Below are 13,351 nucleotides of genomic sequence, written 5' to 3'. Positions count from 1 at the left end.
AGTCGTTCCTCGAATGAGGGACGTGGATTGAAATCATGAATAGTACACTTTTGCGAAATGCCTTATATGTCGTTCCTCGAATGAGGGACGTGGATTGAAATAAGAATTATATGACGTTGGGAAGATGTTTGCTATGTCGTTCCTCGAATGAGGGACGTGGATTGAAATTATTACAACATCAGCAATTGCATTAGAAGTTTTGTCGTTCCTCGAATGAGGGACGTGGATTGAAATGTATTCCTGCTGCCATAGTCTACAAAGGCTCTCGTCGTTCCTCGAATGAGGGACGTGGATTGAAATAATATGTCACCTCTGATTTTTTAGCTGGTATAGGTCGTTCCTCGAATGAGGGACGTGGATTGAAATAATACGTTTATATTTAATATGAGTGATGGAATATGTCGTTCCTCGAATGAGGGACGTGGATTGAAATAAGATATGGGGTATATCATATCGAAAATCAACGGTCGTTCCTCGAATGAGGGACGTGGATTGAAATAGTCATATCCACAAATTGAGCATGGTCAAGAAGTCGTCGTTCCTCGAATGAGGGACGTGGATTGAAATGAATCCATACAACAAATTATTATCACGCACAAAATAGTCGTTCCTCGAATGAGGGACGTGGATTGAAATTGATATATGGATTCGGACGCCGTCGGGATGGCTGTCGTTCCTCGAATGAGGGACGTGGATTGAAATTAACTAAATTATTATCATTTGCAAACTCTTTATTGTCGTTCCTCGAATGAGGGACGTGGATTGAAATTTTCCACATAGGGCAATTGTCTACATCCATATCCGTCGTTCCTCGAATGAGGGACGTGGATTGAAATTAAGATTGAGACGATACAATATATCAATGTTGGTGTCGTTCCTCGAATGAGGGACGTGGATTGAAATAAAGCATAGCGTAACGCCCGGAGCAGACGAACCAAGGTCGTTCCTCGAATGAGGGACGTGGATTGAAATCCATATACGACATCGATGGTAATATTTAAACCTACGTCGTTCCTCGAATGAGGGACGTGGATTGAAATATCTGAAGATTTGGGGAACGAATTGTCCAATACTGTCGTTCCTCGAATGAGGGACGTGGATTGAAATTCTTGTCACTTTACTGTCTGCATGTCCGACACGGTCGTTCCTCGAATGAGGGACGTGGATTGAAATTACAGAGTGGTGCGACATGATGGGAGAAGGAGAGTCGTTCCTCGAATGAGGGACGTGGATTGAAATTCGGAATTTTGAGCCATTCCATCGATGAAATTAGTCGTTCCTCGAATGAGGGACGTGGATTGAAATATTTGGTTGATATTATCGCATACATGAAGCCAGAGGTCGTTCCTCGAATGAGGGACGTGGATTGAAATACTATTTTTATCCGGCTTTCCATAACTCAAAACTGTCGTTCCTCGAATGAGGGACGTGGATTGAAATTTAGCACTGAGCAATCTATAAGCAAAGATTATGTTGTCGTTCCTCGAATGAGGGACGTGGATTGAAATTATTAAAATGTGTGCTGTACTTGTACCACTATTGTCGTTCCTCGAATGAGGGACGTGGATTGAAATTCCGATAGTATGCGGCATCAATGAATCGATTTTGTCGTTCCTCGAATGAGGGACGTGGATTGAAATCGTATTAGAGATTATGACCTTGGTATTGGTAAGAAGTCGTTCCTCGAATGAGGGACGTGGATTGAAATCTCATCCGTCACAGGGATTATTGTGCATCGGCAATGTCGTTCCTCGAATGAGGGACGTGGATTGAAATCATAGCCTTTACCATCTTTGGTAATTGCAAGGCTGTCGTTCCTCGAATGAGGGACGTGGATTGAAATTGAAATTGCAGAAAGTAGTTCGACTAGCATCCTGTCGTTCCTCAAATGAGGAGCGTAGATTGAAATAATCAACAAGCAATGTTAGACTGGTTTACAAATAGTCGCTCCTTGAAGGAGAAGATTTGGAAAGCAACAATGTTTTTCAATGCATTATTCAGTTACAATATTCACCAATTTATCTAAAACTTTAATTTTACATAAAGTAAAATGCTACATTATTAGTAATGGAAGAAGAGGTGTAATGTAAAATGGCAGATAAAAATGAATTTATTGCAAGGTTTGTTATAGATGAACATGATAATAATAAGACGATAATAATCCAACCATTACGGAATCATCTTGTTGAAGTGGCTACACTTGCGGGCAGTTTTGGCAGGCGTGTTAGTGTGGAGAAGTTTATGTATCTAGCGGGTTTGCTTCATGACATGGGGAAATTTAGTGAAGAATTTTCTATCTATATAAAGGGAAAATTGCAAGAGAGAGAAATCGAAAGAGATAGTGAAAAAGGATCTGACCACGGTGTTTATGGAGCGAAATTTATTTTCGAAAAATATGGAAAGAACGAAGGATATGAAAAGATAACGGCAGAACTGCTGGCAACGATTTGTTGTTATCATCATGGGAAAATACCAGACTGTTTAAATGTAAATGGCAAGGTTAGTATTTTAGAAAGAATGAAGAAAGTAAATGCGGAAGAGTTTGAGAGGGTGGTAAAACAGTTTACAGACACCATAGACGAAGATATAGAAAGGCTTTTTAAGGAAGCGACACAAGAAATCATAAAAAAAATCCAGGATATAGCAACGCTGCAAAAAGATGGATTTATCTACAATTTACTGATAAAGCTACTGTATAGCATGCTTATTGATGCCGACAGATTAGACAGTATGTGTTTTGAGATTAATGATTGTGCATGGAAACAATATGTTCAAAATGGAGAATGTAAAAAAGCATTAAAAAACTATCAGCAAAATTTAGAAATATATGTTAAGCAATTAAGTAATAATAAAACAAAGGTTAATAACATAAGAACTGTCATTTCAGATGAATGTTTATACAAAGGGAAAGGATTTACAGGTGTCTATAGTCTTACTGTGCCAACTGGGGGTGGAAAGACCTTGGCAAGTATTCGATTTGCATTAGAACATGCACTTCGTAATGATAAAGAACGAATTATCTACGTGATGCCTTACACATCAATAATTGAACAAAATGCTGAAGTGTTTCGAAAGGCATTAGGGAATGAATGTGATTTGCTGGAACATCATTCAAATGTTATTGACGAAGATAAACAAGATAATTATAGTGAGCTGATTATAAGATGGGAAAATGATTTGGTGGTGACGACAGTAGTGCAGTTTCTGAATTCATTCTATGGACGCAGTTCACAAGATATGCGGCGAATCCATGCAATGGCGAATTCGATTATTGTTTTTGATGAGGTTCAGACAATCCCTATTTATTGTATGAATTTATTTCGAAGAGCAATTTGTTTTCTCTCGGAGATATTAAATACAACTGTAGTTTTATGCACAGCCACACAGCCAGGTAATGATTCACCCTATCTTCAGGAAATGAGTAAGAATGACATTGTGGAAATTATGGGGGATGTTCAGGAAAAATTCACATCATTAAAACGTGTAGATGTAGTGAATAAGTGCAGGGTAAAACCATATACTTTAGAGGAAACTGTAGATTTTATTTTAGAAAAAAAGCAGACAGTGAATAATCTGCTGGTGGTAGTCAACAAAGTAAATTCCGCAAAAAAAATATTTGCGGAGATCAAATTAAAAATAGCTCAATCAACGAAAGTTTTTTATCTTAGTTCCAGTTTGTCTCCAGAGCATAAGAAAGACATTTTAGAAAAAGTCAAAGAAGGATTAGGAAAGAAAGAAGCTCTAATCTGTATCAGTACAACGGTAATTGAAGCGGGCATTGATATTAGTTTTGAAGCGGGTATAAGGAATATAACCAAATTAGATTCTATAGCTCAAACAGCGGGACGTATCAATAGAAATGGCGAGAAGGAATTAGGATATTGCTACGTTATTAATTATGAGGAAGGTTCTTATTCTAAGTTGCAGGAAATATCAATTGGAGGAATCAAGAGCATTGATATTCTGGAGAGATTTGAGGATACTCTTATGCCTGAAGCTATGCAAGAATATTTTAAAAACTATTATAGTGATGGAGAAATCTATCAGAAATTTGATTATCCAACGAAGGCTGCCAATATATACAAGCTGTTAGATATGAGCAGTGCTTCAAATAGAGAAGGATATAGGGCAGATGAAGAAAATCCATCTTTTCCTATGTGTTTTCCAATACAGTTTGCGTCAGCATCAAAAGAGTTTGAGGTAATAGACAGCAGTACCAAGTCAATTATTGTTCCGTATAAAGACGGTCAAAATCTAATTACGCAAATTACGGAAGGAAATTTGTATATGTCACTGGAAGAAAAAAAGAAATTGTTATCTAAGGCAAAAAGATATACTGTTAATTTATATACGTATGCATTTGAAATGTTAAATGAGGTAGGTGCAATTTTATTTTATGAAAGTATGGGGGTATATGTGCTTTCAAATGGTTATTATGACGATGAGCTAGGTGTTATTTATGAAGCCTCGGCGGACAATTACATATGCTGAAAGGAGGAAGTAATGAAAAAGAATCAAATCACCTATAAGGTGAGTGGAAGGTATGCACTTTTTACTGATCCAATGACGAAAATAGGGGGAGAAAAATCAACAATGGTAGTGCCTACAGCAGAAGCACTAATTGGTGTAACCTCTTCCGTGTATTGGAAACCTACAATTAAATGGCGGATTGATGAAGTGAAGATTTTAAATCCAATTAGAACAGAGAGTAAGGGAATACGTCCGATTAAATACGATGGAGGAAATGACCTGAGTTTTTATACCTATTTGGCGGATGTGGCTTATGAAGTCAAGGCTCATTTTGAATTTAATGAATTTCGACAAGATTTGCGACAGGATTTTCAGGAAGATAAGCATTTTCAAATAGCAAAGAGATCAATTAAGCGTGGCGGTCGACGGGATATATTTCTTGGAGTAAGAGAATGCCAGGGATATGTTGAAGAGATTATAGAAGAAGAAACAAGTTGTTACGAAAATACTCCAGATATGGAATTTGGACTTGTATTTCATTCATTTCTGTATCCAGACCAAAGTGGGAAAGAGGAATTAGAGGCACTGTTTTGGTATCCCAAAATGGAAAAAGGAATTATAAAGTTTTGCAAACAAGAGGAATGCCCAGTCAGAAGGACGATAAGATCTATGAACATAAAGAATTTTACGAGGGATCAACTTACCTTTGTTGAAAAGGAGGTGCTTGAATGAGTTGGATGTATGCCTTGTATGATACGTATAATAAGTTGGAAAAGTCAGATAAGATCTTTTCACACGAGGGACTGCTAAAGATAGGACATTCTACTCAACAGGCTCACATTGAAATAGTGTTGGACAGTTTGGCTACATTTAAAGGAGCATCCTTTGTTGACAAGGAGCATGCTGAAACAGTTATACCAGTAACGGAGGGGTCTTCAAGCAGAAGCTCAGGAGTTGAACCTCATCCATTGTTTGATAAATTGAAGTACATTGCAGGTGACTATCAAAAATATTGCGATGAAGATAATGAAAAATATTATCAAGCATATCTAGAGCAGTTAAGAAATTGGAGTGAGTCTCAGTATACAGATGAGAGAATAAATGCATTGTATAAATATTTGAGAAAAGGAACTCTTATTGAAGATATAGCTAGTAGCGGTATATTCTCCTTAGATGACTCGGGAATTCTAACAAAAAAGTGGAATAATGCAGAAGGATATAAGCTTACCGCAGGAGAACAAAAAGATGCCTTTGTAAGATTTCGAGTTTTGGGAACAGGAAAGTTGGATGCTCTGTGGCAGGATGAAGAATTGCAAGATAAGTATAGCCAATACTATTTACATAAAGGTGGAAATAACCAACTGTGCTATGTGACTGGGAAAGAGGGAAGAGGATGCAATAATCACCCTTCCAAAATCAGACATAGTGGAGATAAGGCCAAGATGATTTCCGCAAATGATACATCGAATTTTACTTTTAGAGGTCGATTTAAAAATGCTCAGGAAGCATATATGATAGGATATGAGGCCTCGCAGAAGGTTCATAATGCTTTGAAATGGCTTATTCGAAATCAAGGGGTTCGCTTAGGAGATAAGGTCTTTGTACTTTGGAGTACAAAAAATGAAGATATGCCGGATTTATTCGGTAGCACAGCAGAATTACTAGGTGTTCAGAAAAATGAAGTTACGACAAAGAAGACTTTTGCGGAACATTTTAATAAAGCAATACTGGGATATAAGAAGCTGATTGCAGACGATAGTCATTTTGTGATTTTAGGTGTAGATGCTGCTACTACAGGGCGATTGTCTATTGTTTTTCAACGTGAATATGTAGGTCAGCAGGGCAGTGAGTTAATTAGCAATATAGAAAAATGGCATAAAACATGTTGTTGGAATTTTTTCTTTAAAAATGATGAAGGACGATATATACCATACTTTGGGGCACCGGCACCAATCAATATTGCAAAAGCGGCGTTTGGCACAGATCAAGGTGGATTTTTAAAGGGAAATGATAAGGTCTTTGCACAAACGGTAGAAAGAATATTGCCGTGTATATGTGATGGAAGAAAAATCCCAAAGGATATTGTGGATACTGTTTTCAATAAAGCTAAGCATCCACAAAACTATAGTAACCTAAATTTATGGCTAAATATCGTAGCGACATTTTGTGCTTTATACAATAAGTATTTATACGATTATAAGGAGGAGGAGATTATTATGGATATTATGGAAAGCAACGATATTTCATACAATTGTGGACGATTGCTAGCAATAGCAGATGCAATTGAAAGTTGGGCGTTAAGGGAAAAAGCAGGTGAAAATGCTTCAATCCGTTCTACCAATGCAATGCGGTATTTTACAAGATTCACAAGTCAACCATCAGATACATGGAAGTATATCCGGTCCAAATTAATACCGTATCAAGAGCAACTAGGCACGAAGGGAAATTACTTATACTATTTATTAGGTGAGGTATCTCTAAAGATTGATGATCAAGAGCTGAAAAAAGCAACAAACTTAGATGGGAATTTTGTGTTGGGATTTGACAGTCAGAGAACTGCCATCATTAATAGAGCAATTGAACTAAAAGCAGAAAAAGAAGCAAACGAAGCGAAAGAAGAGGAGGATTAATAATGAGCGTATTGAGTAATAAGATGGATTTTGTGGCAATTATCACAGTTAATAATGCAAATTCAAATGGTGACCCATTAAATGGAAATATGCCAAGAACAACTTACGATGGACATGGAGAAATTTCTGATGTATGCATTAAAAGAAAAATCAGAAACCGTTTAATGGATATGGGAGAAAATATTTTTGTTCAATCTGATGATAAGAAAGTGGATGAATATAACAGCCTAAAGAATCGTGCAGAAGGAAATACTAACTTTAAAGAAGTTCTGAGCAAAGGGAAAAAGGCCGATATAGATTTAGGACATAAGGTGGCATGTGAAGAATGGATGGATGTCAGAAGTTTTGGACAAGTGTTTGCCTTTAAAGGCTCAGAGCTATCTCTTGGTGTAAGAGGACCAGTATCTGTTCATCCCGCATTCAGCGTTAGCCCTATCGACATTACATCAATTCAGATTACCAAGAGTGTAAACAGTGAAGATACAAAAGGTGGAAAAGCTTCTGATACAATGGGAATGAAACACAGAGTTGATTTTGGGGTATACCTTCTGAAGGGAAGTATCAATGTTCAGCTGGCAGAAAAAACAGGATTTACAGACGAAGATGCAGAGAAGATAAAAGAAGCAGTGAGAACATTATTTGTAAACGATGCCTCTGCAGCCAGACCAGATGGAAGTATGGCAGTTGAGAAATTGTATTGGTGGAAACACAATAACAAGATAGGACAATATTCAACGAAAAAAGTGCATGACAGCGTCAAGGTTGAATTGATTAATGAGGATATTATTGTTCCTAAGAGTATGGAGGACTATCGCATTTCTGTAGAAGAAATGGAGGGGCTAAAAGCTGAGGTGTATGAAGGAATATAAAGAGGAAGATTATTTAATGATCTCAGGAATACAACATTATGTATTTTGCAAACGTCAATGGGCATTGATTCATCTTGAACATCAATGGGAGGACAATTTGCGCACAGTAGAAGGAAACATAATGCATGATCGTGCTCATGATGGTCCTACACTAGAAACTAGGGGTGATAAAATAATTTCTAGAGAGATGCGTGTTTTTTCAAAGCATTTAGGTATCACAGGAGTTTGTGATGTGGTTGAGTTCGTTCGGGATGATTTGGGGGACAATTCGATTATGCTTTTTGGAAAAGAAGGGAAATTTGGGGTCATTCCCGTTGAATATAAAAAGGGAGAATCGAAATCAGGGAATGAGGATAGAATGCAATTAATTGCGCAAGTTCTTTGTCTAGAAGAAATGTTATCGACTCAGATTGATTATGGATACTTATATTATGGAACGACAAAACGGCGTGAAAAAGTAGCAATAACAACAGAAGAGCGAAATGAAATTCATAGAATTGTTGAAGACATGCATCGCATGTTTGAAAATAAACATACGCCAAAAGTTAAGTGGTCTAAGGCATGTAATGCGTGCTCCCTCAACAATTTATGTGTACCTAAATTGTTAAAAAATAGAAATGTAAGCAAATATATTTGGGACAAGGTATCCGAAGAATAATTGCAAGGAGATGTTGTAGACATAAATGCAACAAAAAACTATATGAGAAAATTATTAAACACTTTATATGTTTTATCAGAAGATAAATATTTGGCCTTAGAAGGGGAAACGTTGGCAGTACGGGAAGAAGGGAGTACTGTAGCTCGATTTCCATTGCATAATCTGGAGGGGATTGTTACTTGTGGCCATGCAGGAGCTTCACCAGCATTAATGGGGGCATGTGCAAGTCGAAATATTGCATTGGTCTTTTTGTCTAGGAGCGGAAAATATTTAGCTAGCGTTTGTGGAGAAATGAAAGGAAATATTTTTCTGCGCAGAGAGCAGTATCGAATTGCGGATGATGAAGGAAAGAGTGTGAAAATCGCACGGAATATGATTGTTGGAAAGATATATAATAGTAAATGGGTATTGGAGAGAGCAACAAGAGACCATTCTATGCAGGTTGATGTGGAATCCATAAAAGCAGTTACTTTGAGTCTGGATAACTCAATTTTGCAGCTAAGGGACTGTGATAAAATAGAGCAAATTGTTGGTGTTGAGGGGAATGCAGCCAGTCAATATTTTTCGGTTTTTGATGAATTAATATTGCAAAATAAAGAGATGTTTTTCTTTCATCAGCGTAATAGACGCCCGCCACTAGATAATGTTAATGCTATGTTATCATTTATGTATTCTATTCTGGCTAATGAGTGCGCATCGGCTCTATCAACAGTAGGATTGGATCCCTATTTAGGATTTATGCATCAAGCTAGACCAGGAAGAAACTCTCTGGCTTTAGATCTGATGGAAGAAGTTAGATCTGTATTGGTAGATCGATTTGTGTTATCATTGATTAATAAAAGAATGGTCAGTGAAAAAGATTTTATCAAAAAAGAGAATGAAGCAGTACTCATGACTGATGAGGGAAGAAAAACAATTTTGACTGCGTGGTGGAATCGAAAGAAGGAAGTGTTGGTGCACCCTTTTTTGGAAGAAAAAATTGAGTGGGGATTGGTTCCTTATGTACAAGCATTATTATTGGCAAGGTATATACGTGGAGATTTAGATGAATATCCGGTATTCTTATGGAAGTAGGTGCAAAATGCTGGTTTTAATTACATATGATGTGAATACAGAAACAGAAAGTGGAAAACGAAGACTGAGAAAAGTTGCGAAGCAATGTGAAAATTATGGTCAGAGAGTACAGAATTCAGTGTTTGAGTGTATCATGGATAGTGCAAAGTGTAGGGAAGTAAAAGAGATCCTTGTTGGGTTAGTAGATTTAGAACGTGACAGTTTAAGGTTTTACTATCTTGGAAATAAATACCAGTCGAAGGTGGAACACTTTGGAGCAAAACAAACATATAGTATGGAAGATACATTGATTATATAAGTATGTGGTGCGAACCTCTAGTGTGCAAAGAACTACTGGGAGACTCGCACTGAAAAAGATATATATAAATATAAAAATAAAAAGTATATCATTAAATCGTTTGTTTTTTGATTTAAGATATACAAAATGAAAGGCAATATTAGCTGTTTTTAACTATATATTGCGGTCGTTCCTCGAATGAGGGACGTGGATTGAAATTCTTTTCTTACTGCAGACTTGCGAATATGTCGTGTCGTTCCTCGAATGAGGGACGTGGATTGAAATTGTTCTGTTTTTGCTAGATGAAGCAGCTGTTGAGTCGTTCCTCGAATGAGGGACGTGGATTGAAATAATGGTTAAGGGGGAGTGTGAGGGGAAGGAGTTGTCGTTCCTCGAATGAGGGACGTGGATTGAAATCCGTTTTTGTATCAACCAAGTAAAGGTGTTCATTTGTCGTTCCTCGAATGAGGGACGTGGATTGAAATAGTCATATCCACAAATTGAGCATGGTCAAGAAGGTCGTTCCTCGAATGAGGGACGTGGATTGAAATCCACTCTTTATATGAGAGAACCATGTATCAAACTCGTCGTTCCTCGAATGAGGGACGTGGATTGAAATAGAGATGGAACAAAGAGATATTTGTGCATTATGGTCGTTCCTCGAATGAGGGACGTGGATTGAAATTCTATGTCAATCCCGATCGAATAAATCGTAATTTAGTCGTTCCTCGAATGAGGGACGTGGATTGAAATGCATTTGTCAAAACTATACATACTCACATATCCAGGTCGTTCCTCGAATGAGGGACGTGGATTGAAATCTTGTCAGTCACCTTGTCACCCGACTGGTATAAAGTCGTTCCTCGAATGAGGGACGTGGATTGAAATCGTAAGGCTTTTTAAATAATCCTCATCAGCTGCGTCGTTCCTCGAATGAGGGACGTGGATTGAAATTCGAAGAAGCTAAAATCACCGAAAAAATGAAATCGTCGTTCCTCGAATGAGGGACGTGGATTGAAATCGTTTGAATCGTATTCACTCCACCATCCATAACGTCGTTCCTCGAATGAGGGACGTGGATTGAAATATCAAAAGGTCGTAGAAATAAATACCGGTAAAAGTCGTTCCTCGAATGAGGGACGTGGATTGAAATATCAGTGCAGCGTGGTTAGACAGCCCAGAGTCAGTCGTTCCTCGAATGAGGGACGTGGATTGAAATCGGAACAGCAGCAGTTGGTGATGTTATTGGAGTGTGTCGTTCCTCGAATGAGGGACGTGGATTGAAATGAAAAAGCGGCATTAAGATATTGCGCAGACAAAGTCGTTCCTCGAATGAGGGACGTGGATTGAAATCCGGAAGTAGAATAAAGAAACTGGAGAATAAAGGTCGTTCCTCGAATGAGGGACGTGGATTGAAATAGAGATGGCGGAAGGGTTAAGACTATTCCACCATGTCGTTCCTAGAATGAGGGACGTGGATTGAAATCCTAATGCGTATTTGGAATTGTACCCAAAGCATTTTATAACAATTACCAATCACTTTTGTGAGGTAATAACAAAAACTCTCTTCTCTTGCAGGATTACGGCAGTTTACAATTTTTATCCTCCGCCTCTTATGAAAACCATATACAGGTCGATATTCTATAGTAGATTTATAGGATATAAGGAGGAATAAAATGATTAAAGTTCATGCAGTAATGTGCACATATAATGGGGCAAAAACACTTCGAAGAGCTTTGGATAGCTTATTGAACATTGAAATTCCCAAAGGAATGGAGATGAAGATATACCTAGAAGACGATGGATCCACAGATGATACTGTCGGGATATATAAAGAATATGCCGAAAAAGATAAGAGAATGGAACTGATTCTGCATAAAGAAAATCACCGCGTTGCCAAAAAAGCCCTTCCGATTTTTGAAACAATTGGTGAAATCGTGAAAAAGAGTGGTGAAGAAGATTTCTTATTTATCCTGGATGCGGATGATGAATACAAGCCAGAATTTTTGATAAAGATGATTCAGTTTATGGAGCGCTATCAATTAGATATGGCAGCCTGTGGCAGTGATTTTATATACCATGATACCAATCAAGAAGTAGGTAAACGGCTATTTCCACTCAAGATATTGGTAGAAGGAGAAGACTTTTCGAAGTATTTTTCTCAGTATCACCAATTTATGCGTACGGTATGGGCAAAGCTTTATCGCACGTCTACGCTTAGAAATTGTGATTTTACTGAGGCGGGAAAACATTTTTATGGGTTTGACACAATGTTTGCAATTGAAGTATATGACCAACTTAAAAACTTTGGCATATTAGATGAAAGCCTTCACAAATACTATATTTTCCAGGAAAGCACGAGTTACATATGGACAGACAAAAGAGCGCAATCAGATGTGGTACTACACAAACGGTATCTGCAGTTTTTGGAAAATCATAATGCAGTGACGGAAGAGAATATAAACTACCTATTCAAGGTATATGGTGGTGCACTTGTTGAAACGACAAGAATGTTGGTAAATGCCCAATTGGATGAAAAGAGCAAACTGGAAGTAATTATAGATATATTTTCCCATGAGTATACAAAGGAACTTTTAAAGGGCCCAATTGCCAGAGGGGAAGCCTTTCAGAAATCTATAAACCAGCTAAAAGACTGGATATTAACGATTGAATCAAAGGGTAGAGAAATTGACCAAAAGAAGGTCGAAGCTCTACAGGCCCTTCGATGTGAGTTGAACTACGTATTATATGGACTTTCATCGGAGCTATTACTTAAATTCCCGCAAACTACAATGCAAGTAATGAAGGATGCAAAACAGGCGTTGCCCGTCTTCTATGAAGAATCGGAGAAGGTTGATTTTCCAGAAGAACTATTGGAAGAGTATCTGTTTTTAGGACAAAGACTGGCAGCAGCGAAAGAGGACAACGACACCTATATCTATTTTAGTAAGTTGCTAATAGAATACTGGATTGCAAATAATAAAAAAGAAATGGCAAAAAAAGCAGCAGATGAATTCTTACAAATCTTACCGGATGATTCGGATTTTATAAGTGTTAAGCAGAGATGTGCCTCATGTTAAAAGAATGAACAATCTTACACCCCTTTCCTTCATAGTAAGATAACATATCATCCACCTTCTTTTTATCATAGCTCGTAATGCAGTCTGATAAGACATTGACGCTATAGCCTGTCTTACGCATATTGTAACAGGTCGATTTCATACAAGCGATAGCATCAGCGCCATAAGTATACTGTTCTAACGAATCAATCATGACAACAGTGTGTTGCCATTATCCAATTCTGTAAAATTCGAAAATATTCTACCTTTTATGAAATTTGATAACTGTTCTTTGTTTCCTCTAAAAAGAGCCT

General features: G+C 37.6%; 8 protein-coding genes and 2 CRISPR repeat arrays (1 of these 10 only partly in view). All 8 genes read left to right on the top strand.

The features are described from left to right. A CRISPR array of direct repeats spans nucleotides 1-1,909; the repeat unit is 33 nt; unit sequence GTCGTTCCTCGAATGAGGGACGTGGATTGAAAT (it extends 470 nt beyond the left edge of the window). 182 nt (nucleotides 1,910-2,091) lie between these two features. The 8 genes from cas3 (at nucleotide 2,092) to NHH15_RS06300 (ending at nucleotide 13,058) form a co-directional block, all read left to right on the top strand. Beyond that, on the top strand, nucleotides 2,092-4,491 hold the full coding sequence (cas3, locus tag NHH15_RS06335) for a CRISPR-associated helicase Cas3' (protein WP_262065819.1): 2,400 nt from the start codon (nucleotides 2,092-2,094) through the stop codon (nucleotides 4,489-4,491). A gap of 12 nt (nucleotides 4,492-4,503) precedes the next feature. Next, nucleotides 4,504-5,202, top strand: coding sequence for a type I-C CRISPR-associated protein Cas5c (gene cas5c / locus NHH15_RS06330; RefSeq protein ID WP_262065818.1), 699 nt, complete (start codon nucleotides 4,504-4,506; stop codon nucleotides 5,200-5,202). Next, entirely contained in the window at nucleotides 5,199-7,100 is a 1,902-nt protein-coding gene (cas8c, locus tag NHH15_RS06325; RefSeq protein WP_262065817.1) for a type I-C CRISPR-associated protein Cas8c/Csd1, read from the top strand. The genes cas5c and cas8c overlap by 4 nt, the downstream gene beginning before the upstream one ends. Before the next feature lie 2 nt (nucleotides 7,101-7,102). After that, nucleotides 7,103-7,969 (top strand): type I-C CRISPR-associated protein Cas7/Csd2, encoded by an 867-nt coding sequence (cas7c, locus tag NHH15_RS06320; protein ID WP_262065816.1) that lies wholly within the window; start codon nucleotides 7,103-7,105, stop codon nucleotides 7,967-7,969. After that, entirely contained in the window at nucleotides 7,956-8,627 is a 672-nt protein-coding gene (gene cas4, locus NHH15_RS06315; RefSeq protein WP_262065815.1) for a CRISPR-associated protein Cas4, read from the top strand. The genes cas7c and cas4 overlap by 14 nt, the downstream gene beginning before the upstream one ends. A 42-nt stretch (nucleotides 8,628-8,669) precedes the next feature. Beyond that, on the top strand, nucleotides 8,670-9,701 hold the full coding sequence (cas1c, locus tag NHH15_RS06310) for a type I-C CRISPR-associated endonuclease Cas1c (protein WP_262065814.1): 1,032 nt from the start codon (nucleotides 8,670-8,672) through the stop codon (nucleotides 9,699-9,701). Nucleotides 9,702-9,708: 7 nt separating this feature from the next. Further along, nucleotides 9,709-9,999, top strand: coding sequence for a CRISPR-associated endonuclease Cas2 (gene cas2 / locus NHH15_RS06305; protein ID WP_262065813.1), 291 nt, complete (start codon nucleotides 9,709-9,711; stop codon nucleotides 9,997-9,999). Nucleotides 10,000-10,164: 165 nt separating this feature from the next. Further along, nucleotides 10,165-11,464: a CRISPR direct-repeat array (repeat unit 33 nt; unit sequence GTCGTTCCTCGAATGAGGGACGTGGATTGAAAT). Nucleotides 11,465-11,654: 190 nt separating this feature from the next. After that, on the top strand, nucleotides 11,655-13,058 hold the full coding sequence (locus tag NHH15_RS06300) for a glycosyltransferase family 2 protein (RefSeq protein ID WP_262065812.1): 1,404 nt from the start codon (nucleotides 11,655-11,657) through the stop codon (nucleotides 13,056-13,058). Nucleotides 13,059-13,351: the final 293 nt, after the last annotated feature.

Origin of the sequence: Aequitasia blattaphilus (assembly GCF_024721305.1) — a bacterium.
GTDB lineage: Bacteria > Bacillota > Clostridia > Lachnospirales > Lachnospiraceae > Aequitasia > Aequitasia blattaphila.
This window is presented reverse-complemented; position numbering and strand designations above follow the sequence as displayed.